The organism is Streptomyces sp. NPDC102278 (assembly GCF_044766345.1).
Lineage (GTDB): Bacteria > Actinomycetota > Actinomycetes > Streptomycetales > Streptomycetaceae > Streptomyces.
This window is the reverse complement of sequence record NZ_JBIWLV010000005.1, coordinates 342,583-364,550: the sequence shown is the minus strand read 5'-3', so window position 1 is coordinate 364,550 and position 21,968 is coordinate 342,583. Positions and strand designations below refer to the sequence as shown.

General features: G+C 72.0%; 22 protein-coding genes and 1 pseudogene. 16 read left to right on the top strand and 7 right to left on the bottom strand.

What is annotated here, in order from left to right:
• The first annotated feature begins 234 nt into the window (after positions 1–234).
• Together ACIRO3_RS16350 and ACIRO3_RS16345 are read left to right on the top strand one after the other, a co-directional pair.
• Entirely contained in the window at positions 235–582 is a 348-nt protein-coding gene (locus ACIRO3_RS16350) for a GntR family transcriptional regulator (RefSeq protein WP_404136984.1), read from the top strand.
• Between the two features lie 8 nt (positions 583–590).
• The gene (locus ACIRO3_RS16345; protein WP_404137170.1) at positions 591–1,559 is read left to right on the top strand and encodes a DUF1648 domain-containing protein; all 969 of its coding nucleotides are present in this window, start codon (positions 591–593) and stop codon (positions 1,557–1,559) included.
• Between the two features lie 108 nt (positions 1,560–1,667).
• On the opposite strand, the gene ACIRO3_RS16340 is transcribed toward ACIRO3_RS16345, so the two are convergent.
• A complete protein-coding gene (locus ACIRO3_RS16340; RefSeq protein WP_404136981.1) occupies positions 1,668–2,177 on the bottom strand; it encodes a DUF5994 family protein in 510 nt (169 codons plus the stop codon).
• Between the two features lie 304 nt (positions 2,178–2,481).
• Between ACIRO3_RS16340 and ACIRO3_RS16335 the strand changes: the two genes are divergently transcribed.
• The 4 genes from ACIRO3_RS16335 to ACIRO3_RS16320 all read left to right on the top strand — a co-directional run bounded on the left by ACIRO3_RS16335 (position 2,482) and on the right by ACIRO3_RS16320 (position 4,898).
• Positions 2,482–3,210 (top strand): DUF5994 family protein, encoded by a 729-nt coding sequence (locus tag ACIRO3_RS16335; protein ID WP_404136978.1) that lies wholly within the window; start codon positions 2,482–2,484, stop codon positions 3,208–3,210.
• A complete protein-coding gene (locus tag ACIRO3_RS16330) occupies positions 3,207–3,473 on the top strand; it encodes a hypothetical protein (protein WP_365997423.1) in 267 nt (88 codons plus the stop codon). Before ACIRO3_RS16335 ends, ACIRO3_RS16330 begins: the two co-directional genes overlap by 4 nt.
• 196 nt (positions 3,474–3,669) lie before the next feature.
• Positions 3,670–4,413: a hypothetical protein gene (locus tag ACIRO3_RS16325; RefSeq protein ID WP_404136974.1), complete on the top strand. Its 744-nt coding sequence runs from the start codon at positions 3,670–3,672 to the stop codon at positions 4,411–4,413.
• An 89-nt stretch (positions 4,414–4,502) separates the two neighbouring features.
• Positions 4,503–4,898 (top strand): molybdopterin-binding protein, encoded by a 396-nt coding sequence (locus tag ACIRO3_RS16320; protein ID WP_404136971.1) that lies wholly within the window; start codon positions 4,503–4,505, stop codon positions 4,896–4,898.
• Between the two features lie 61 nt (positions 4,899–4,959).
• On the opposite strand, the gene ACIRO3_RS16315 is transcribed toward ACIRO3_RS16320, so the two are convergent.
• On the bottom strand, positions 4,960–6,405 hold the full coding sequence (locus tag ACIRO3_RS16315; protein ID WP_404136968.1) for a PucR family transcriptional regulator: 1,446 nt from the start codon (positions 6,403–6,405) through the stop codon (positions 4,960–4,962).
• A gap of 219 nt (positions 6,406–6,624) precedes the next feature.
• On the opposite strand from ACIRO3_RS16315, the gene ACIRO3_RS16310 reads away from it, so the two are divergent.
• From ACIRO3_RS16310 to ACIRO3_RS16290, 5 genes and pseudogenes are all read left to right on the top strand, one after another.
• On the top strand, positions 6,625–7,509 hold the full coding sequence (locus ACIRO3_RS16310) for an FAD binding domain-containing protein (protein ID WP_404136965.1): 885 nt from the start codon (positions 6,625–6,627) through the stop codon (positions 7,507–7,509).
• Positions 7,506–10,388, top strand: coding sequence for a molybdopterin-dependent oxidoreductase (locus tag ACIRO3_RS16305; RefSeq protein WP_404136962.1), 2,883 nt, complete (start codon positions 7,506–7,508; stop codon positions 10,386–10,388). Before ACIRO3_RS16310 ends, ACIRO3_RS16305 begins: the two co-directional genes overlap by 4 nt.
• Positions 10,307–10,684 (top strand): annotated as a pseudogene (locus ACIRO3_RS16300) (hypothetical protein); the annotation flags it as partial. The gene ACIRO3_RS16305 and the pseudogene ACIRO3_RS16300, both read left to right, overlap by 82 nt.
• 287 nt (positions 10,685–10,971) lie before the next feature.
• Positions 10,972–13,047 carry an RICIN domain-containing protein gene (locus tag ACIRO3_RS16295; protein ID WP_404136959.1) on the top strand — a complete coding sequence of 692 codons (2,076 nt, stop codon included), beginning with the start codon at positions 10,972–10,974 and terminating at the stop codon, positions 13,045–13,047.
• Between the two features lie 93 nt (positions 13,048–13,140).
• The gene (locus ACIRO3_RS16290) at positions 13,141–13,755 is read left to right on the top strand and encodes a hypothetical protein (RefSeq protein WP_404136956.1); all 615 of its coding nucleotides are present in this window, start codon (positions 13,141–13,143) and stop codon (positions 13,753–13,755) included.
• 15 nt (positions 13,756–13,770) lie between these two features.
• On the opposite strand, the gene ACIRO3_RS16285 is transcribed toward ACIRO3_RS16290, so the two are convergent.
• Together ACIRO3_RS16285 and ACIRO3_RS16280 are read right to left on the bottom strand one after the other, a co-directional pair.
• The gene (locus ACIRO3_RS16285; RefSeq protein ID WP_404136954.1) at positions 13,771–13,956 is read right to left on the bottom strand and encodes a DUF397 domain-containing protein; all 186 of its coding nucleotides are present in this window, start codon (positions 13,954–13,956) and stop codon (positions 13,771–13,773) included.
• Complete coding sequence (locus ACIRO3_RS16280; protein WP_404136951.1) at positions 13,953–14,807, bottom strand: helix-turn-helix domain-containing protein; 855 nt, start codon at positions 14,805–14,807, stop codon at positions 13,953–13,955. Before ACIRO3_RS16280 ends, ACIRO3_RS16285 begins: the two co-directional genes overlap by 4 nt.
• A gap of 157 nt (positions 14,808–14,964) precedes the next feature.
• On the opposite strand from ACIRO3_RS16280, the gene ACIRO3_RS16275 reads away from it, so the two are divergent.
• From ACIRO3_RS16275 to ACIRO3_RS16265, 3 genes are all read left to right on the top strand, one after another.
• Entirely contained in the window at positions 14,965–15,330 is a 366-nt protein-coding gene (locus ACIRO3_RS16275; RefSeq protein ID WP_361770920.1) for an ATP-binding protein, read from the top strand.
• A gap of 285 nt (positions 15,331–15,615) precedes the next feature.
• The gene (locus tag ACIRO3_RS16270) at positions 15,616–16,569 is read left to right on the top strand and encodes a helix-turn-helix domain-containing protein (protein ID WP_404136948.1); all 954 of its coding nucleotides are present in this window, start codon (positions 15,616–15,618) and stop codon (positions 16,567–16,569) included.
• A 102-nt stretch (positions 16,570–16,671) separates the two neighbouring features.
• Entirely contained in the window at positions 16,672–17,184 is a 513-nt protein-coding gene (locus tag ACIRO3_RS16265; protein WP_404136945.1) for a hypothetical protein, read from the top strand.
• A 74-nt stretch (positions 17,185–17,258) separates the two neighbouring features.
• On the opposite strand, the gene ACIRO3_RS16260 is transcribed toward ACIRO3_RS16265, so the two are convergent.
• Positions 17,259–18,071, bottom strand: a complete 813-nt coding sequence (locus tag ACIRO3_RS16260; RefSeq protein ID WP_404136943.1) for a VOC family protein — start codon at positions 18,069–18,071, stop codon at positions 17,259–17,261.
• Positions 18,072–18,191: 120 nt separating this feature from the next.
• Here ACIRO3_RS16260 and ACIRO3_RS16255 point away from each other — a divergent pair, with 120 nt between their 5' ends.
• On the top strand, positions 18,192–18,806 hold the full coding sequence (locus ACIRO3_RS16255; protein WP_404136940.1) for an HhH-GPD-type base excision DNA repair protein: 615 nt from the start codon (positions 18,192–18,194) through the stop codon (positions 18,804–18,806).
• Positions 18,807–18,912: 106 nt separating this feature from the next.
• Positions 18,913–19,392: a cupin domain-containing protein gene (locus ACIRO3_RS16250; protein ID WP_404136937.1), complete on the top strand. Its 480-nt coding sequence runs from the start codon at positions 18,913–18,915 to the stop codon at positions 19,390–19,392.
• On the opposite strand, the gene opcA is transcribed toward ACIRO3_RS16250, so the two are convergent.
• Entirely contained in the window at positions 19,341–20,273 is a 933-nt protein-coding gene (gene opcA, locus ACIRO3_RS16245; protein WP_404136934.1) for a glucose-6-phosphate dehydrogenase assembly protein OpcA, read from the bottom strand. The two genes, ACIRO3_RS16250 and opcA, sit on opposite strands and share 52 nt — an antisense overlap.
• A 109-nt stretch (positions 20,274–20,382) precedes the next feature.
• Entirely contained in the window at positions 20,383–21,963 is a 1,581-nt protein-coding gene (locus ACIRO3_RS16240) for a helicase HerA-like domain-containing protein (protein WP_404136931.1), read from the bottom strand.
• Between the last annotated feature and the right edge of the window lie 5 nt (positions 21,964–21,968).

Genomic DNA, 21,968 nt, shown 5'->3' with positions numbered 1-21,968 from the left:
GGATGGTCTCCGCGAGGCCGGCCCGAAGGCCGGGACGAGCCGAATCCGAGGTCCCACGACTCCGAGGTCCCACGACCCGTCCCCTCAGAGGCAGGCGGTTCTTGACCCGTCCCGGCGTTTCCCGCCGGAGAGGTGAGTCGAGTCGGAGCGGCGATGACATCGCCCCGCAGTCCCCCGGGCTCCGGCCTGGAGCCCCGATCCCAAGAAACTGATGGTGCTACGCTTATTGGCATCATGCTGCTGAGACTGGACACCGCGGACAACCGGCCCCTGCACGAGCAGGTGGCGGGCGCGATCCGACGCGCCATCGCCGACGGGGAGTGCGCTCCGGGGGACCGGCTGCCGCCCGCCCGCGACCTGTCCCTGGCGTTGGGCGTCAATGCCAACACCGTGCTGCGGGGCCTTCGGGCGCTGCGGGACGAGGGAGTGCTGGAGTTCCGACGGGGCCGCGGGGTGACGGTCGCCGAAGGCGCGGACATGCGGTCGGAACTGCTGGAGAGGGCCCGCCAGTTGGTCGCCGACGCGGCGCGTCAGGGCTACGGCAGGAGCGAACTCATCGAGCTGATCAGGGGGCTTTCGTGAACGACCGTATGAAGCGGACGAACGGTGCGCGCTGGGGTGCGGCCATGTGGGCAGCGGGCGTTCTGGCCGCGCTGGCCGCGCTTCCGCCGGCCGCGGGCGGTCGCCTGCCGGAGCGTCTGGCCACGCACTGGCGTGGAAGTTCACCCGACGGCTCGATGCCCTTGTGGGCAGCATCGTTGTTCCCGGCGCTGATCTGGGCGGTCTTGGCGCTGTCCGTCGCCTTCGCGGGACGCCGCGGGGGCGTGGCCGGGAGGCCGTGGGTCGGCGTGACGTTGCTGTCGGGCGGCGTGTTCCTCGCGGGTGTCCAGGCGACCATCGTGCGCGCCAACCTGGACCGGGCCGAATGGAGCGACGCCGGCTCGGTGGGCGCCGGAGTCACGGTCACCGTCGTGGCCGCGACGGCCGCCGGCGTGCTCGGGTGGCTGGTGGGCCGCCGAGGCGGCGCCGCGACCTCCAGCGAAGGGACCGGCGGCGTGGCGCGGATGGAGATCCCCGAGGGGGAACGATTCGTCTGGCTGTCCCGTGCGGCGAACCCCTGGCTCCACCTGATCGCCGCCGTCACCGGCCTCGTGGCCTCGGCCGCCGCACTGGCCGCTGTGGGCGGGCTGATCAGCCTGCAGTGGGCACTGATCGCACCGTTCGCGATCGCCTCGGCCCTCGTGCTCTTCTGCTCTTCGGTGCAGGCGCGGGTGACGGAGAAGGGGTTGGCCGTGGCCTTCGGCCCGTTCGGCTGGCCCGTGCGCCACTGGGCCGCCCAGGACATCGAATCGGCGCGGGCGGAGTCACGGACACCTGCGCAGGTCGGCGGTTGGGGCTACCGGCTGAGCGGCCTGGGGACGACCGTGATGCTCCGGGCGGGCGAGTGCCTGGTCATCCGCCCCCGCAAGGGTCCGGAGTTCGCCGTGAGCGTCGACGACGCCGAGCGCGGCGCCGCACTGCTCAACTCCTTCTCCACCCGGCAGCGACGGACGAGCTGATCAGTTCAGCCAAGCCGACTGCGAGCCCGGGGCGTGGAGCACGGCCCGTGCTTCTCCGGCCCGTGCTTCTCCGGCCCGTGCTTCTCCGGCTCGGGGGGTGCGTGCGCGTCAGGGCACCGGGGCCGGTTCGTCGTCTTCGGGGGTGGGGGCTTCGATGGTGACGGCCATGAGGATCTGGGTCGCCCGGGCGGTGTTGTCGGCGCGGACCGCTCGGGCCATCGCGGTGCGGGCGGCGGCGGGGCGAGTGTTCGGGGGGACGACCAGGAGCGCGAAGTGGTCGTTCTCGCCGCGGGTGATGAGGACGGTGTCGTCTCCGACCGGGTCGGAGACGAGGTGCACGACGTGGCCGTCGACGACCAGGCGGGTCGGGATGTCCTGCCAGGTCGAGGCGTCCAGGCCGATGCGGGAGATCGGGCCGAGGTGGCCGGTCAGTACCGAGATCAGCTCGGGCAGCTCGGCCACGGGGTCGCTCGAACGGGGCCACCACGCGCCGTCCAGCACGCCTTCCCGGGTGTGCGTGGTCTCCAGCCGGAGCAACGCCGTGCCGGGCTTCACCGTGTGGTGGATCTCGTCCGGGAGAAGCAGCTCGTAGTGGTGGTGGGTCTCGGAGTCGGCCATGTGGTTCGCCCGCTCTCGGGGGTGAGGCCGCGCTCGATCACGGGACGTCCTGCCGTCGCCGGGCGGGCGCTGCCTTCGTGGTTCAACGGTACTCCGGGGGCGTGTTCCCCGCAGGGGTCCCAAGGGCCGCCGGGCCGGCCCGGCGGTGGGGAAAGCGCCTGGTCGCGGGAGGTTCCCGGGGGGTCGTACGGGAGTACAGTCGAAGGACCGGGAGCATTTCGTACACCGGCCGCAGGCGAGTGTCGTTTCCGGCGATCACGAGACGCCGGGCTGCCGTCGGGTGGTCCGGGGGACGGTTCGCGTCATGAACACGACCCTCGACAGCATGCCCCTCGGGCGGACCACGCATCACGACCTCGCGCCCGCGCTCGCGCTGGCGTCGCGTCTGCGGCTCGCTCCGCGGTCCGCGCTGGTCACCGCGTTGGACGGGGCCTGGTGGCCCCACTCCCGCGACCTCGCCGCCGAGCTCCCGCCCCTGATGGCGGCGCTCGACGAGCTGTGGGGGCGGATCACCCGCGTCACCGTGAACCCGACGCGCTGGCCCGTCGTCCCTACGCGGGTGGACGTCGCCGGGCGGGCCGTCCACGTCGGCCGGTTCGTCGAGCAGGACCCCGACAAGTTGATCCTGCTCTCCTTCACCGTCGGCCGGTGGGACCTGTTGGTGATTCCGCCCGAGACCGCGCCCGCCTCGGCGGCGCGGCTGCTGGCCGCGGCCGCGCTCCCGGGCAGCATGCTGAGCGCCCGCACCCTGATGGCCAACGAGGCCGTCATCGGGCGTGGTGTGCGCGAGACGCAGCGCCGGGAAGCGGACTGGGAGGTCACCTGGGAAACCGAGGGCGGGGCGTGCATGTCTCCCTTCGGTGAGCCGCTCGGGGACCCGCGCGGCCACTCGCGCGTCCGGAATCCGGGGCTGCCCCTGATGCCCGTGGAAGCCGCGGGCATGGGGACGGCCGCGGGCATGGGGACGGCCGCGGGCATGGGGACGGCCGCGGGCATGGCCGCGGCCGGCGGGTCGGGCCGGACATCGCGATGACCCGTACCGAGTACCCGCCCACGACCGGGCGCGCCGAGGTCCGTATCGTCGCCGCCTCCCCCGAGGCCGCCCGGGCGGTCGCCGAGGTCCTGCGCCACTTCTTCGGCGCCACGGAGCAGCGCAGCTATCCGGCCCCGGGCGGCGGCACCCGCCTGCACCTGACGGTGGACACCGACGCCGCGGCCGGGCCGGAGCGGCCCTGGCTGAGCACCAGCAGGCCGCTCAGCGGCGCCGGTACCGGCGCGCACGCCGACGAGGTGTGACGGCGGACGGCGCCGAGAGCGCCACCGCCACCGCCGGACCACGCCTGCGTGAGCCGGCGAGGCGGCGAGGCGGATCCTTTCGCCAGTACGACTGTTCCACCCGTGCGGGTGGATCGGCCGGACCGTGCCCGGGAAGGGTGGATCGTCGCGCCTATAACAGGGCCCGTCATGTTGATCGACTGATGGGCTCCCCACCATGTTGCAGGCCGCTCTCCGGGTCCTCGCCGCCGTCTCCCTCGTCTCCGCCGCAGCCGTGTCCCCGGCCGTCGCCGCGCACGGGGCGCCCCTCGTGCCCGTGGCGCACGTGGCGCACGCCGCGCTCGTCGACGACGACCTGACCTCGCCCTGTGGGCCGACCGTGGAGTACCGCGCCTGGGACTGGTGGCGCACGACGACCGACCCGAGGATCGCCCGCCCCGTCGCGGCCGCCGCGGCGAACGAGCGCTGGCAGTGGCGCAGTGACACCAACACCCTGTGGCGCGGTGACACGCGGGAGACCGTCGAGGAGATCTTCGAGACCGGATTCACGCCGCGCGGCGACCGGTTGACCCCGCTGGCCGAGTACATCGTCAAGGGCGGCGGGCAGAACAGCGCGCACCTGAGCACCTCGTGCGAGAAGTGGGTGGCGCAGAAGTTCGCGACCTACGGGGCCGAGAAGACGGGCTGGGTCTACGAGATCCACGCGCCCGGCGGCATCGACGTGAACGCCACCGCGCACCTCAACAACTACAACTCGCCGTACCTCTGGAACAAGGAGGTCGACTTCCCGGGCGGGGTCAAGGGCCGCTACATCAAGGGCGCCTGCAAGTACCGCCTGACCTACACCGACCCGGCGACCAAGGTCAGCACCTGGGAGGAGCTCGGCTGCAAGGACAACGCCGGGTTCGCGCCGTACAGGACGGACGGGGCGGCCCGCGCGGGCGTCGGCGCCGCCCGCTGAGACCGCCGCCGACGGCGCTGCAGAAACGCCGAAACCGCGCGCGGGGCCGGGCCCGTCCGGGCCGGCCCCGCCCGGCTGGGCTGCCGGGCGTGCCGTCGTACTCCATGGGTCAGGCCGCGAACCTGCTGGGCGTCAGCCCGGAGACCGTCCGCCGTTGGGCGGACGCCGGAAGGCTGGCCGCCCACCGCGCACCCGACGGGACGCGCACCGTGGACGGGGTGGTGCTCGCCGCGTTCGCGAAGGAGCGGGCGACGAGCCCGGCACCGGTCGCCGGGGCCGTCGCGACCTCGGTGCGGAACTCCTTCGCGGGGATCGTCACGGCGATCCGGGTCGACGGCGTGGCGGCCCGGGTGGAGATCCAGTCGGGTCCCCACCGGGTCGTCTCGGTCGTGACGCGCGAGTCGGTGGAGCAGCTCGGGATCGCGGTGGGGGTGTGCGTCACGGCGCGGGTGAAGTCCACCGAGGTGTACATCGACCTGGTCTGACACCCGCCGCCCCCATGAGCCCCGGCCCCCGAACTCCCGCGCCCCGCGCGCCCCCGCCCGCTCATCCGCAGCGCAGCGCCGCGTACAGGTCGAGCTTGTGGTCGAGGCGGGAGAGGTCCCGGCCGGTCAGGGTCTCCACCCGCTCGATGCGGTAGTGGACGGTGTTCACGTGCAGGTGCAGGGCTTCCGCGGTGCGCGCCCAGGAGCAGTTGTTCGCGAGGAACACCTCCAGCGTCTCCCGCAGCATGCCGTCGCCCAGGGATCCCAGGGTGCGTGCCGCGAAGACGGTGCGGACCTCGGGCGGTACCCCGGCGAGCAGTTCGGCGAGGGTGTCCAGCTGCTCGACGCCGCGTACCGGGACGGCGTCGTCGGCCGCGGTGAGGGCGAAGCGGGCCTGGTTCAGGGAGGCGCGCAGTGTCTCGGCGGTCGAGGCCCGGGTGCCCGCGCCGAGGCGCAGGTCCACGTCCGGGTCGGCGCAGGCCCGCACGAGCGGCCACACCGAGCGCAGGAGGCCCGGTACGTCGACGCCGGCGGCGGGGTCCTCGTACAGCACGGCGGCGCGGTCGCCGACCGCGGACGGGATGGTGTCGAGGTGGTTCAGGGCCTCGGCGAGGGCGTCGCCCGAGGTGGCGGTGAGCACCCGGTACGAGCCACCGAGCGGGAGCCCGGCTGCGGTCAGCGCGTCGTCGAGGGCGGCCGGGTCGGGGTTGTCGGACAGGACGCGGATCAGCTCCTGGCCGGTGGCGCGGGCGGCGGCGACGCGGCGGGCCTGGCCGTCGCGGTACTGGGCGATGACCTCGGCGATCTCGTGCAGGACCCGGGGCGGGGCGGCGTCGGCGTCGGGCACGTGGAGCTGCCAGGCGTCGAAGGGGGAGCTCTCGTACTCGATGCGCAGGGACACGCCGCTCCGGGCGCCGGTCGGGCACTGGGCGGGGAGGGCGGGGGCCGAGGGGGTGCGGGCGACGGTGCGGCCGCTCGCGGTCAGCAGGTAGCAGGCGACCCGGCCGAGGTGGGCGCAGGCCCGGTCGAGGAGTTCGGCGGGTCCGGCGCCGCCTTCGAGGAGGCGGCTGAGTTCGCTGCGGACGTTCTCGGGGAGGGCGAAGAGCCGGGTGGGGCGGCGGCTGAGGTCCCCCCACTGGCGCAGGTACACGGCCTCGGTCACGGCGCGGAAGCTGGTCCTCGCGGGGACGGCGACGAGGGGGACGCGGTGGGCGCGGCAGGCCGCCACCAGTTCGTCGGGGACTTTGCCGTGGGTCTCCTCGCCCGCGAGGAGGGCGCTGGCCCCGGCGTGGGCGAGGGCGGAGACGAAACGGTCCGCCTTCGCGAGGTCGCCGTCCGCCCACCACACGAGTCCGCTCAGGACGAGTTCGCCGGGGCCGAGGAATCGGCGGGGGTCCTCCAGGTCGGTGGCGGTGACCCCACTGACCTCCTGGCCGAGAAGGGCCTCCTCGCCCCAGAGCAGGGTGAGGCCGAGATTGTCGGACTGGAGCAGGTCGAGGACGTGCATGGCAGGGACTCCTTGCGGTGGGTGCAACCCACATTCGCCAGGCGAATACGAGATGTCCCATCGTAAATGCAAGGGCAATAGCCCTGGTGGCCTCTTGGTTGATTCTCCAGGGCAGACCGCCTCCGGGTCGTTGCTTTCCGTGGCCGGGACCAGTCGTCCCGGCCACGTCCGCGTTGCTTCACTGACTGAAAACCCCCTGGGAGAGGCCGGTGGCGCGCAGTGGATCTCAATACGGTGCTCGACGTGCGCGACGCACGCCGTCGGGAGCCCTGGCGGCCGGGTGATGCCTGGCTCGGTGGCGGCACGTACCTCTTCTCCGAGCCGCAGCCGCATCTGCGGCGGCTGGTGGACCTCTCCCGGATGGGCTGGCCCCCGTTGTCCTGGCAGCCGGACGGTTCGCTGGACATCGCGGCGACCTGCACCATCACCGAGCTGTCCCGCTTCGGCCGCTCGCTGCCGACGACCGCCGCCCCGCTGATCGAACAGTGCTGCCGGGCCTTCCTCGCCAGCTTCAAGATCTGGAACATGGCCACCGTCGGAGGCAACCTCTGCAACGGCCTCCCCGCCGGACCGATGATCTCCCTGACCGCCGCACTCGACGGCGAGGTGCTGCTCCAGGGCCAGGACGGCGCCACCCGCCGGCTGCCCGTCGCGGACTTCGTCCTGGGTGCCGGCGTGAAGGACCTCCGGGAGGGCGAGCTGCTGCGTTCCGTGCGGGTCCCGGCCCGGGCGCTGGACTGCCGTACGGCTTTCCGGCAGGCGTCGCTGTACGGGCTCGGGCGCTCCGGCGTGCTGGTGATCGGGGCGTCGGACCCGCGGGACGGCTCGCTGACGGTGACGGTCACCGCCGCCACCACCCGGCCGTTCCGGTTCTGGTTCGCGCTGCCGCCGACCGCGGCCGAGCTGCGGGAGGCGATCGACGGCGCCGTCCGGGCCGACCAGTGGTTCGACGACATCCACGGCCTGCCCGACTGGCGCCGGCACATGGCCCTCCGCCTCGCCGAGGAGATCCGCCGCGAACTGGCCCCCGACCGCGGAGCCCCCGCCCCCGAACCGGCCACCGCCACCGAACCGGTCACCGACCACCAGGAGGGACCCCGATGAGCACCGACGCGCCCGAGAGCCACCGGATCGAGATCAACGGGCAGGAGTTCACGCAGGAGCCCCGGGCCGGACAGTGTCTGCGCACGTACCTGCGCGAGCGCGGCTGGTTCGGTGTGAAGAAGGGCTGCGACCAGGGCGACTGCGGTGCCTGCACCGTGCACGTCGACGGGCAGCCGGTGCACAGCTGCCTCTATCCGGCCGTCCGTGCCGGGGGCCGCTCGGTGACCACCGTCGAGGGACTCGCCGAGCCCGGCGGCGAACTCCATCCGGCGCAGCGGCAGTTCCTCGACGCGCAGGGCTTCCAGTGCGGCTTCTGCACGGCCGGTTTCCTGATGACGACGGCCGCCCTCCAGGCCGAGCAGGGCACCGCCCACGACGACGGCAAGCTGGAGGACCTGCCGCGCGCCTTCAAGGGGAACATCTGCCGCTGTACCGGCTACCGCGCCATCGAGGACGCCGTGCGCGGGGTCAGGCACACCGAGGAACCGGAGGCCGGTCAGGCCGTCGGCCGGTCGCTGGGCGCCCCCGCCGGCCCCCTCGTGGTCACCGGCACCGCCCGCTACACCTTCGACGTGGAGGTGCCGGGGCTGCTCCACATGAAGCTGCTGCGCTCCCCGCACCCGCACGCACGCATCGTCTCCATCGACATCCGCGAGGCCCTCCGGGTTCCCGGGGTGCACGCGGTCCTCACGCACCACGACGCCCCCGAGCGGCTCTACTCCTCCGCGCGGCACGAGCATCCCACCGAGGACCCGATGGACACCCGTGTCCTCGACGACGTGGTCCGCTTCGTCGGCCAGCGGGTGGCGGCCGTCGTCGCGGACAGCGAGCAGGCGGCCGAGGAGGGCTGCCGCCGCGTGGTCGTCACGTACGAGGAGCTGCCGTACGTGATCGATCCGGAGGAGGCCATGCTGCCGGGCGCGCCCGTCCTGCACCCCAAGGGTCCCGAGTCGGGCATCTTCCGCGCCGAGAACAACGTGTGCGGGGAGGTCCACAACACGCTCGGCGACATGGAGCAGGGGTACGCCGAGGCGGACGTGGTCCTCGAGGAGACGTTCCATACGCAGCGCGTGCAGCACGCCAGCCTGGAGACCCACGGCAGCGTCGCGTACTTCGAACCCAGGGAGGAGGGCGACGGCGAGCGCATCACCGTCCGCTCCTCGACCCAGGCGCCGTTCCTGACCCGGCGGGCCCTGTGCGCGCTCTACGACCTGAACGAGGACGAGGTCCGGGTCGTCGCGGGCCGCGTGGGCGGCGGGTTCGGTGGCAAGCAGGAGATGCTGACCGAGGACATCGTGGTCCTCGCCGCCCTGAAGCTGCGGCGTCCGGTGAAACTCGAATTCACCCGGGCCGAGCAGTTCCTCGGCGCCACCACCCGCCACCCCTTCAAGATCACCATCAAGATCGGCGCGAAGGCCGACGGCACCCTGACCGCGCTGCGCATCCGCGTCGTCGCGAACACCGGCGCCTACGGCAACCACGGCCCGGCCGTCATGTTCCACAGCGTCGGGGAGTCGTTCGCCGTCTACAAGGCGCCGAACAAGGAGGTCGAGGCGTACTCCGTCTACACCAACGGCGTTCCGGCCGGCGCCTTCCGCGGCTACGGCCTGGGCCAGGTCCTCTTCGCCCTCGAATCGATGATGGACGAGCTGGCCCTCAGGCTCGGCATGGATCCGCTCGTGCTGCGCGAGAAGAACGTCATCGGCGCCGGCGACCACCTGGTGACCCCCATCGGCCACGAGGAGGACCTGTTCATCGCCTCGTACGGGATGAGGCAGTGCATGGACGTCGTCCGCAAGGCCATCGCCGAGGACCGCAGCCACGAGGACGTCCCCGAGGGCTGGCTCACCGGCCAGGGGGCGGCGGTCGCGATGATCGCGACCGGGCCGCCGGGCGGCCACTTCGCCGACGCCCGGGTCAGCCTGTCGCGTGACGGGACGTACGACATCGCGGTCGGCACGGCGGAGTTCGGCAACGGCACCACCACCGTCCACAAGCAGATCACCGCCGGCGCGCTGAACACCACGGTGGACCGGATCGCGGTCCGCCAGTCGGACACGGACGTGGTCCGGCACGACACCGGCGCGTTCGCCTCGGCGGGCACGGTGGTGGCGGGCAAGGCCGTGATGCTGGCGGCGAACTCGCTCGCGGAGCGCCTCCAGACCTTCGCGGCCCGCCACACGGGCGTGGCGCGTCACCTGTGCGAGCTCCAGGCCGAGGGCTTCGACTGCGCGGGCCGGGTGCTCACGCTGAAGGAGTTGTACGAGGCCGCGTACGACAAGGGGAAGCTCGACGAGATCGCGGCGGACGGGCATTGGGGCGGCTCGCCGCGCTCGGTCGCCTTCAACGCGCAGTGGTTCCGCCTCGCCGTCGACCCGGACACGGGCGAGATGAGGATCCTGCGCAGCGTGCACGCGGCCGACGCGGGCAAGGTGATGAACCCGATGCAGTGCCGCGGCCAGGTGGAGGGCGGGGTGGCGCAGGCGCTGGGCGCGACGCTGTTCGAGACGGTACGGGTGGACGGGCGCGGGGAGGTGACCACGGCGGCGTTCCGTCGCTACCGCCTGCCGCAGTACGCGGACGTGCCGCGCACGGAGGTCCACTTCATGGAGACGTCGGACGCGATCGGGCCGCTGGGCGCCAAGTCGATGAGCGAGAGCCCCTTCAACCCGGTGGGCCCGGCGCTCGCGAACGCCCTGCGCGACGCGACGGGTGTGCGGTTCACGGAGCTGCCGGTGACGCGGGACCTGGTGTGGCGGAAGATCGCGGAGCACGCGCGGGGCGGACAGCGGGGCGAGGTGCGCTGCTCCGCGACGTCGCCGGGCACGCCGGCCCGGCCTTCGATGCCCGGCGGCGCGAGGACCGTTCGCGCTTCCTGATCGCGGTGAGCGGCGGGGACGGGCACCACGGCGTCCTGTCCTGGGCCGAGTTGGACACCGACTTCGGGGCCACCCCGGTCCTGTTGGCGATCCGTCTCGACGGGGCGGACCTCGCGGGGGCGGACCTCGACGGGGCGGGCAGTCGGCCGGTGGTGCCCTCGGATCGCTGCGGGGCGCGGTACGTCGGCGCGGTCACGCGCGTGTGGTTCGGTGCGCTGACGCCACCGAACCCGGGGCTCCGACGGGGCTCCGACGCGGCACCCGGCCCGCTCCGGACCATTCCTCACTTTTCGTGACCGCGAGAATTCAGCAGGTGAGCGATAGGTGAATCCCTGACTGAATTGTCGTCAATAAGCTTCCACTTCTTATCTCGATTTGATAACGACCTCCCCGAAAAGGCCTGGACCTTTGCGCCGCTACACGCGTAACTCGCTTTGTCTGCACGCGAGTTGACGGTTCATCAAATCAAACCAGAAGGTAACGGTCTGATTTCTTGGGGCCAATTCCCGTTTGTCCGAATTCTCCGTACCGCCCTTCTGGCAGGCTTCCGCGCACCCACCCCCCATCAGGATTTGAGGTGCGCATGACCAGACGTAGAAGGCGTGAACACCGGCGCAAGCCACGCCGGTTCATACTCGTCACCGCCGCCATGGCCACCGCGGCGGTGATCGCGGGAGGCGTCGCCTACTCCGGACTGGGCGACAACGCCCAGGCGTCCCCGCCCGCACAGGCCGAAGCACTCGCCGCGGAGATACCCACGCCCGCCGCCGCACCCGCCCGGGACGCCGAGCCGGCCGCCATCAAGGACGCGCCCGCCAACGAGAACGCCCGCGGCATGATCTACGACGGCCTCAAGGCCGCGCCCAAGGGCGACCGTTGCGTCGGCGTCTACCGCACCGATGCCGGGCACTGCACGCACGGCCCCGACGCACCCCCCAAGGGCGTCGACATCAAGAAGGACATCCCGCCCGTCGTCAAGGCGAAGGCGCCCGCGGCCGACCCGGCCCGCCCCGCGTCCGACGACCCGGCTCCCGCGGAGGGTGGCAAGCGCGCACAGGACGCGCCCGCCGCCGACGCGCAGGCGGCCACGAACACCGCGAAGGCCGCCCCGGCCCCCGCCGCCTCGGCCGGCTCCGGCCAGGCGGTCGCCGCAGGGCCCGCCGGCCAGACCGTCCAGTGCGACGGCGACGGCAGCACCGGCAACCGCGTCCAGGTGGTCTACGTACACGGCCCCGACCGCGACCGGTTCTCCGAGTACGTGGCCTCGTTCCGCAAGTGGGCCGTCGACGCGGACCTCATCTACTCCACGAGCGCCAAGGAGACCGGCGGCGTCCGCCACATCCGCTACGTGACGGCGGCGGACTGCACGCCGACCGTGCTCAACATCGAGCTTCCGGCGTCCGCGCTCTCCGAGTTCAGCGCGACCAACAAGGCGCTCGCCGGCAAGGGTCTCGACCGCCGCGATCGCAAGTACATGATCTTCGCGGACACGCAGGTCTACTGCGGCATCGGCACCTTCAACGGCGACGAGCGCAGCGGCCAGGACAACCTGAGCAACTTCGGCCCCTCCTACGGCCGTACCGACTCCGGCTGCTGGGGCGGGCACACCGCCGCGCACGAGCTGGGCCACAACCTCGGCGCGGTCAACAACAGCGCCCCCAACACCAGCCGCGGCGCGCACTGCACGGACGAGTGGGACGTCATGTGCTACTCGGACACCCCGTACTACCCCAAGATGCGCAACGTCTGCACCAACCAGGCGGCCGAGAACATCCTGGACTGCAACCACGACGACTACTTCCACACCAGTCCCAAGGCGGGCAGCTACCTCGCCACGCACTGGAACATCGCGGACAACCAGTTCCTGATGCGCACGGCCGGCGGCGGGGGCGGGACCGACCCGAACCCGAACCCCAAGCCGACGCCCACCCCCACCCCGAAGCCCACGCCGACCAAGAAGCCGACGGGCGGCCCCACGGTCACGGCCGGACAGATCCAGTCCGACTCCGTCGTGGTGAGCTGGCCGAAGGTGGAGGGCGCCGCCTGGTACCAGGTGCAGCTGAACGGCAAGCACCTGACCTGGACCCAGTCGCAGACCCTGCGGATCTACAACCTCAAGCCGGGCAGCGAGTACAAGGTCGCGGTGTCAGTGCGGGACTCCGCCGGCCGTGACAGCGGCGCCGGCAAGACCACGACGTTCCGTACGAAGAGCACGGGCGGCGGCGCCACCACCAAGCCGAACACCCGCTACCTGCTCGGCAACGGCAGCACCGGCATGAACGCCGAACTGTGGGGCGGCCGGACCGCCGACGGGACGGTTCTCGTCGGCGGCCGGGCCAACGGCTACGCCCAGCAGCAGTGGTACTTCGACGACGCGGGCGGCGGCCTCGTCCGCATCCGCTCCGCGGTCTCCGGCAAGTGCCTCCAGCCGGGCAGCGCGGCGGCGGCCGGCATGTGGGTCGCGCAGCAGCCCTGCACGAATTCCGGCGCGCAGAAGTGGCGGGTGACCTCCCGCGGCAACGCCGTGACCGTGACGGACCCGGGCGGCGGTTTTGCCCTGACGGTCAGCAACCGCCCGTACTACGGGAACTGGCTGCTCGACCTCCAGCGCGCGGACGGCCGCGCGGCGCAGGCGTGGACGGTCCAGACGGCCGCCTGACCCTCCCCGTGAACCCCCGGCGGACGGCCCCTCCCCACGCGGGGCCGTCCGCCGGCTCCCTCATCTCGTCCCACCGCACTTCGGAGTACCGCGATGATGCGCACCAGACACGCGTTCCTGTTCCTGTTCCTGTTGCTCGCGCAGGGCCTGGCCGTATCCACCGACGCGCACGCGCACGGTGACACCGTGAAGGTGGTGATCACCGGACAGCGCGAGGGGCACGTCACCACCGAGATCACCTGGGAGAACGACGGGGATCCCGTCGAGGAGGCCGTGGCCGCCACGGTGAACGCGACCAACCCCGACGGCTCCCGCACCATGGGCCCCTGGCGCCTGGTCCGCGACGCGGGCACGCCCAGCGGCTGGTCCACGACCGAGGTGCTGCCGCCGGGCACGTGGAAGGTCACGGTGGACGTGGGCTTCCCCGACCTGGGACACGGAGAGAGCGAGATCGCGGTTCCGGTGACCGACCCCGCCCCGTCGACCGCGCCGTCGACCGCCCCCACGTCCGCGCCGAGCCCCGTGGCCTCCGCGACCCCGTCCGCCCCCACCGCCTCCACCCCGCAGGTCCCGGCCCCGTCCACCGCCCCGGCGGTGAAGAAGTCCGACGACACCGTCTGGTGGACCACGGCGGGCGTGGCGGTCATCGCCCTGGCCGGCGCGGCGGTCGGCATCCTCCTGCGCCGCGCGCGGGCCCGCAGGCGCTGACCCGCGCGAGTCGTTTCAGGCCTGGGAGGCGTACGTGACGAAGCCTGCCCAGGCCTGCGGCGTGAGCGAGAGCCGGGGTCCGGGGAGGTTCTTCGAGTCCCGGACGTGCACGGTGCCGGGGGTCGCGGCGACCTCGACGCAGGAGTCGCCCTCGCTGCCGTCGCTGTAACTGCTCTTGAACCAGTCCAGTTCGTAGATCATGTCTCTCCCAGCAAGTACTCGATGAACTCCCGGGACTCCCGTGGCGAGAGCGCCTGGGCTCGGATCATTCCATACCGCAACTCCAGGAGCTGGAGGCGTTTCGGGTCCGATACGGGGCGTCCGTTGAAGGCTCCCTCGGAGCGTCCCACAGCCGTTCCATTCCCGAATTTCAGGACCTCGATCCCGCCGTCCATCCCGGCGTGGGCCTCGCTGGCGAGAGGCATCACCTGAAGCGTCACACAGCGAAACTCCAACAGCTCCAGGAGACGTTCGAGCTGCTGACGCCAGACCATTGTCCCCCCGATACGTCGACGCAGGGTGCCCTCTTCCTGGACGAAGCCGAGCGTCGGAACCGGGTTCCGATCGAAGATCGACCACCTGGCCTCACGAGCGGCGGCAAACCTCTCGACCTCGGCTTCCGAGTACGCGGGCTGCCTCATCCGAAACAGTGCGCGGGCGTACCCGGGCGTCTGCAACAAGCCATGGATGCCGTGCACGCGGTAGGCGCCGATCTCGACGGCATCGTCCTCCATCTTGGTCAGCACCCGGACATTCTTCGGGTATCGGACCCGCGTCAGGTCCTCCTTCATCGCCTTGATGAGGCCGCCGGCCTCCAGCGCCTCGTCCACCCTGTCCAGGTACTCCGGCTTGGCGATCCGCTTGCCGCCCTCGACCTTGTAGATCAGGTCCTCGCCGTACCGGATCCGCGACGCCAGTTCCGCCACCCGCACGCCCAGCGCTTCCCGCCGGGCCCGCATCTGGCGGCCGAACGCGACGATGTCCGCCCCCTGTTCGTCCTCGGGGTCCACCGACCAGCTGTGCTCTTCCGTACCGTCACTGTCCACGCTCACGCGCGCCCACCTCCGACGAGCCCGAAGTTTCGCTACTCCCCGTACCCGCGCGCACCCGCCGGACAGTCCGGACAGGCTTGGACAGGCCTCGTACAGACCTTGCACACAAGGCCGTTGCACCTTCTCAGGCTACGCACGAGCGGCCACGCTGCGTGACATGAATCCTCAACTCGCCTTTTCCCTCCAGCTCTCCGCCACGCCCCGCGCGGCCCGGCTCGCACGGTTGCTCACCGTCGAGCAACTCCGGTCCTGGGGCGTGCCCTTCGAGGACGCCGCGCAGCTCGTCGCGGAGCTCTGCGCGAACGCGATCACGCACGGCCGGGTTCCCGGGCGGGACTTTCGGCTGGACATCAGCGTCGACGCCTCCCGGGCGGTGCGGATCGAGGTGACCGACACCCGGGGCGACGTGCCGATCGGCGAGCCGCGCTGCGGGCTGGCGATCGTCGAAGCCCTCTCGGACCGCTGGGGGAGCACTCCCGGGCCCGCTCCGAGGAAGGTGGTATGGGCCGAACTGAAGTGCTGAAGAACGTGCTTGATGCTGGTCGGACCGGGTCGCGGCCGGCCGGGACCCGGTGGCCCGCGATGCTTCTTTTTTGCTTCGCAGTACCAGGGGAAAGAACCTGCCCCACCCCTCCAGCCTCCCGCCGGGGCGCCCTCACTCACACGAGTGAATAGCCCCAACTTGGCTGGCAAGAGCGCCCGTTGCCTGGCATATGCTCGGCCCCGACAACTCCAGACACAGGACGGCCCCCGGCCGGGACGGCAATCCCGATCGAGGGCCTGACCACGAGAAGGATCCAACTTCCCGATGGCTTTCCAGCACCCTAGCGCCCCCTCGCGCGTGGCGTACGGCGTTCAGCACCGCAACGTGCGGCTCACCCGTCGCTTCACGATTATCAGCAACGACCTCGCCCAGCACCGGACGCTGTCGCTGAACGCCCGAGGACTCGGCGCGTACATCCAGTCGCTGCCCGCGGGCACCCCGATCGGCATCAAGAACCTGGTCAGGAAACTGCCGTTGGGCGAGGTGTCCATCGCCTCGGCCCTGCGCGAGCTGGAGCACCACGGCTTCCTGGGCCGCTCCAAGGAGCACCTCCCGAACGGGCGCCTCGTCACCCATACGGTGTCGCACAACCACCCCAGCGCGGCCGACCTCGCACCCGTCGCCCCACAGGCCCCGCCGCCGCCCCGCCCCGCACCCCCGCCGGAGCCCACGCCCGACCCGGAGCCCGCCCCCGACCCGGAGCCCGCCCCCGACCCGGCGCCCGAGGAGCCGGCGCCGGAGCCCACGCCGGATCCCGCGCCCACGCCCGAGCCCCCGGTCACGCCGGAGCCCGTCCCGGCGATCCCGGCGCGCACACTGCCCGCCCCCCGCAACCCGGACAACCCGGCCCGCCGTCAGCTGGCCGTCGAGATCCTCGCGGAACTGCGCCGCGCCGATTCCCGCCTGTTGCTCGGCGAGCGGGACGTCCAGCGCCTGGCGGGCGCCGTCGAGACCTGGTTGGAGCGCGGCGCGACCCACCAGGCGATCACCGCCGCCCTGTGCGCGAACCTCCCCGACCGCCCCCGCAACGCCGCCGGCCTGGTCGCGCACCGCCTCACCGTCCAACTCCCGCCCCTCTTGGCCGCCCTCCCCCACCACCCGGCCTTCGTGCCGCCCGACCCGTTCACCACCTGCGAGACCTGCGATCGGGCCTTCCGCAGCCCCACCCGGGGCGGCCATTGCAAGGGCTGCGAGGAACGGCGGGCCCGCGCCGCCTGACCGGGCGGGCCGGCCCGGCCGCGCGAGCGCGACGTAAGATCGTTTACGTCCTGAACATCCCGTTCCCGGACGTGAGTTCCGACCTCATCGAAGGACCAGCCCGTGGACGACGCCACCCCGACGACCCTTCAGGACACGCGTTTCGGCGCGATCACCGTCCGCCTCGAAGGCCAGGAACGCGTCGAGATCGAAGGTCCGGGAATCCCCCCGGTCTCCCTGGTCCGCGCCCCCGGCTCCGAGGTGGACCCGCAGATCCGCATAGGCACCCGCGACCCGGAGCAGCTCACCCTGACGATCGACGGCCGGGCCGGCGCGCTGCTGCCGGCGAAGGGCCGGCTGACCAGGGGTTCGTACCGGGTCGAGGTCGAGTACGAGGGGGCGCGCCACGTCCTCGTCCCGGACTCCGTCCCCGGCAGTCGACTGACCCGCGACGGCGTTCACCTCGGCGACTTCACCGCCGACGGAGACGCGCTCGTCATCGCCGAATGGCAGGAGGGCGTCGAACTGCGGCCCCTGGACGCCTCCGTCGGCTACGCCCTCGCCGCGGCCTTCGGCACGGGCGCCCAACCGATGTGGATGATGATCGTGGACGGTGTGACCTCCGCCCTGCCGTAGCCGCGCTCACCACGGCGCGGGGTCCCGGACCCGGGGCCCCGCCCGACACCCGCGGCCGGTACCGCGACCGGCGACTAGTCGAACTTCGGCATCTCGCCCGTCGTCTTCGACATGTCGATCACCGCGAACGCCGCGCCCTGCGGATCCGTCACCGCCGCGAACCGCCCGAACGGGCTGTCCATCGGCCCGAAGTGCAACTTCCCGCCGTGCTTCTTGGTCTTGGCGACCGCCTCGTCGCAGTCGTCGACGCCGAAGTAGACCTGGACGTACGAGGGGATCTCCGGCGGGAAGTCGGTCCCCATGTTCATCCGGCCCAGCACCGGGTTCTCCTTGCCACCCAGGCTGAAGACCTTGAAGTCCATGCCGGCCATCTCCGGGTCGTCACCCGTGTCCATCTGCTGCTCGCCGTACGGGAAGACCTTCGGGAGGAACGCGTCGGCCTTCGCGACGTCCCGGCTGAACACCTCGGCCCACGCGTACGAGCCCGCCTCGCCCATCCGCTCGAAACCCTTGTGCTCACCCGGCTGCCAGACGCCGAACACCGCGCCGCTCGGCTCCTTCGCGATGGCCATCGTGCCGAAGGCGCCGACCTGCATCGGCTCCATCAGCAGTTCGCCGCCCGCCTCCTTGATCTTCTCCGCCGTCGCCGCCGCGTTCGACGAGGCGAGGTACAGACACCACTGCGAGGGAGCGTCCGCCCCCGGCATCGGCGGGACGACGGCCGCCACGGCCTTGCCGTCCTTGTAGGCCTGCGTGTAGTTGCCGTACTCGCTGCTCGCATCGCCGAAGGTCCAGCCCAGCACATCGGCGTAGAAACTCTTCGCGCCCTCCACATCGGTGAACATCGCGTCCACCCAGCAGGGAGCGCCTTCCGGGAACTCAGTCATGATCGATCGACTCCTGTGTCGGTACGACTGTCGTGTACGACGTGACCCGTCTCGCCTCACACGCTAGGCCGCCGGTGTGCCGCCCGCGCGCGGAAGACGCGCACGGAGGAGTCTGGAGTCATGGACAAGGAGATCACCATCCGGCTGGCCCAGCAGCCGGAAGCCGACGCCCTGCTCGGCCGGAGCCCGCTCGCCGCGCTGGTCGGGATGCTGCTCGACCAGCAGGTCCCGATGGAATGGGCGTTCTCGGGCCCCCACACGATCGCGCGCCGCCTCGACGCGGACGACCTCGACGCCCACGTGATCGCCGCGTACGACCCGGAGGCCTTCGCGGCCCTGCTCAGCGAGAAGCCGGCCGTACACCGCTACCCGGGATCCATGGCCAAGCGGATCCAGCAGCTCTGCGCGTACCTGGTGGAGCACTACGACGGGGACGCCGAGGCCGTCTGGCGGGACGCGACGACCGGCGCCGAACTGCTCGCGCGCCTCAAGGAGCTGCCCGGCTTCGGGGAACAGAAGGCCCAGATCTTCCTGGCCCTGCTCGGCAAACGGTTCGGCGTGCGCCCCGAGGGCTGGCGGGAGGCGGCCGGCGGGTACGGCCCGGCGAACATCCACCGCTCGGCGGCGGACATCACCGGCCCGGAGTCGCTGGCCAAGGTGCGGGCGTACAAGCAGGAGCACAAGGCCGCCGCGAAGGCGGCCAAGACGGCGTCGAAGTCCCCGCCCGCGGGCTGACGGACGGGGCCGGCGGACGGGACCGGCGGACAGGGCCGGCGGACAGGGCGAGCGGCGCGGGAAGACGGCCCGGCCGCTGTCAGAGCCCCCACCTATGATCATGATCATGACCGAGACCGAGAACCTCACCCGCGCCGCCGCTGCCGAGACCATCACCGACGGCCCCGGCAGCGTCATCACGCTCCTCACCGACACCGCCGAACTCACCTGTAACACCGCGAGTTTCGAGGTCGGCGCGGCCGGCGCCCCGGTCCACTTCCACACCAAGGCCACCGAGTTCTTCCACGTCACCGACGGCCTGCTCGACGTGCTCGTCGGCGACGAGATCCACACCCTCGGCAAGGGCGACTTCCTCAGCGTCCCGGCCGGCGTGAAGCACGCCTTCGCCCCGGCGGCCGGCCGGACCGCCGAGGTGTTCGTCGGCTTCACCCCCGGCATGGCGCGCTTCGACTACTACCGGCTGCTCGGCCGGGTGCGCGCGGGCGAGGCCGGCGTGCGGGACATCATCGACAGCGGGCCGGTGTACGACAACCACTACGCCGAGAGCGAGGCCTGGGCCGGTCGTCCGCGCAACGCCGAGGCGTAGACCTCGTCGGCGTCGAGCCGCCGCAGCTCCTCCGCGATCAACTCGGAGAGGCCGCGGACCTTGAGCGCCACCTTGCGGTCCGGCCACCCCGGCAGAACCAGGCTGGCCAGCACCCCGGCGGGCCGGTCCACCCGGATCTCGCCCGCACCGGTCTCCAGCACGACGCGGGTGATGACCGGCCCGTCCGTGACCACCCGCCGCACCGGAACCCGCAGCCGACCCTCCAGCCAGCGCGCCAGCAGCTCGGCGCTCGCGTTGTCCGCCTCGCTCTCCACCGCCGCGCCCGTCACCGGCAGCGGCTTCTGGTCCAGGGCGGCGGCCAACAGCGAGCGCCACGGCGTCAGCCGGGTCCAGGCCAGGTCGGTGTCCCCGGGGGCGTACGCCCGGGCGCGCTCCTCCAGGACGGCGATCGGGTCCACCGCCGCCTGCGCGTCGGTGATCCTGCGCTGGGCCAGCGCGCCCAGCGGGTCCCGGGCCGGATCGGCGGGCGCGTCGGCCGGCCACCAGGCCACCACCGGGGCGTCCGGCACCAGCAGCGGCAGGACGACCGAACCGGCCTGGTCGGTGAGTTCGCCGTGCAGTCGCAGCAGCACGATCTCCCCCGAACCGGCGTCGGTGCCGACCCTCAGTTCGGCGTCGAGCCGGCTCTGCGGGAGCTTGCGGGGCCCGCGCGTGCTCCGCTTGATCACCGCGATGATGCGGCACGGGTGCTCGCGGGAGGCCTCGGAGGCCGCGCGTACCGCGTCGTAGGCGTTCTCCTCGTCGGTGACCACGACGAGCGTCAGCACCAGCCCCATGGTGGGACTGCCGACGGCTCGACGGGCTTCGAGCAGAGCCCGGTCGATCTTGCTGGACGTGGTGTCGGTGAGTTCGGTCCGCATGCCCCGAGTCTGTCAGCGCCCGCCCGGCGTTCGGCAACCGGTTCGCTGGAATACGCCTCGACTCCCCGGCCGGGCGCCCGGCCAAGCACCCGTACGGTCACGAACGCGGCTACTTGCGCCGGCGGGCCGTGCCGAAGAGGGACCGGGAGATCTCGCGGCCCACCTGGGTGCCGATGGAACGGGCCAGCGAACGGAACATGCCGCTGCCCACCACCTGTTGGGCGAGCGAGGGATCGGGCTTGGGGGCGCTGCGGGCCGTCTTCTCCGCCGCTTTGGCCTGCTTCTCCGCCTCCGCCGCCGCCGCGGCGGCCTCCGCCTCGGCCTCGGCGGCCGCCTGCTCGGCGCTGATCTTCTCGTACGCCGACTCGCGGTCGATCGGCTCCGCGTACCGGGAGTACAGCAGCGAGGCCTTCACGGCCCGGTCCAGGGCCGCCGCGTCCACGGGCCCCATCAGCGACTGCGGGGCGCGCAAGCGGGTCGCCGCGACCGGGGTGGGCGCGCCGTTCTCGCTGAGCACGGTGATCACCGCCTCGCCGGTGCCCAGGCCGGTGAGGAGTTCCTCCAGGTCGTAGGGGGAGTTCGGGAAGGTCCTCACGGTCGCCTTGAGCGCCTTGGCGTCGTCCGGGGTGAAGGCGCGCAGCGCGTGCTGCACCCGGTTGCCGAGCTGCGCCAGCACGTCGGCCGGCACGTCCTTCGGCGTCTGGGTCACGAAGAACACGCCGATGCCCTTCGAGCGGATGAGCCGCACGGTCTGGGTGATGGAGTCCAGGAAGGCCTTGGAGGCGCCGTTGAAGAGCAGGTGCGCCTCGTCGAAGAAGAAGACGAGTTTCGGTCGGTCGAGATCGCCGACTTCCGGCAGGTCGGCGTAGAGATCGGCGAGCAGCCACATCAGGAAGGTGGAGAACAGCTGCGGTTTGTCCTGTACTGCCGGAAGTTCCAGCACCGAGACCAGACCGCGCCCGTCGGCGGCCGTCCGGAGGAATTCCGAGGTGTCGAATTCGGGTTCTCCGAAGAACTCCGACGCGCCCTGCTGTTCGAATGCGGTGAGGGCCCGGAGAATCACCCCGGCGGTGACCGTGGAAAGCCCTCCGATGCCCTTGAGCTCGGCCTTTCCCTTGTCGGACACGAGGAAGGCCACCACCGCCCGCAGGTCCTTGAGGTCGATCAGTTCCAGGCCCTTGGAATCGGCGTAGTGGAAGATCAGACCCAATGACTGCTCCTGGGTCTGGTTGAGCTGGAGCACCTTCGACAGGAGCACCGGACCGAAAGCGGTCACCGTGGCCCGCACGGGGATGCCGGTGCCGATGCCGCCCAGGGAATAGAACTCGGCGGGGCAGGCCGTGGCCTGCCAGTCCTGGGCCACGTCCGCGGCGCGCTCCCGGACCTTCTCGTTGTCCGCGCCGGGCGCCGAGATGCCGGAGACGTCGCCCTTGATGTCGGCGAGGAAGACCGGCACGCCGTTCGCCGACAACTGCTCGGCGATCAGCTGGAGGGTCTTGGTCTTCCCGGTGCCGGTGGCGCCCGCGACCAGCCCGTGCCGGTTCAGCATCGACAGCGGAACACGGATCTGTCGGTCCGGCAGGCACCGCCCGTCCCACAGCAGGGCACCCAGGTCGAGCGCGGGTCCCGTGAAGGCGTACCCGGCGGCGATCCGGTCGGCCGGAGACGCGGGGTCGGTGCTCTCGCTCATGCTTC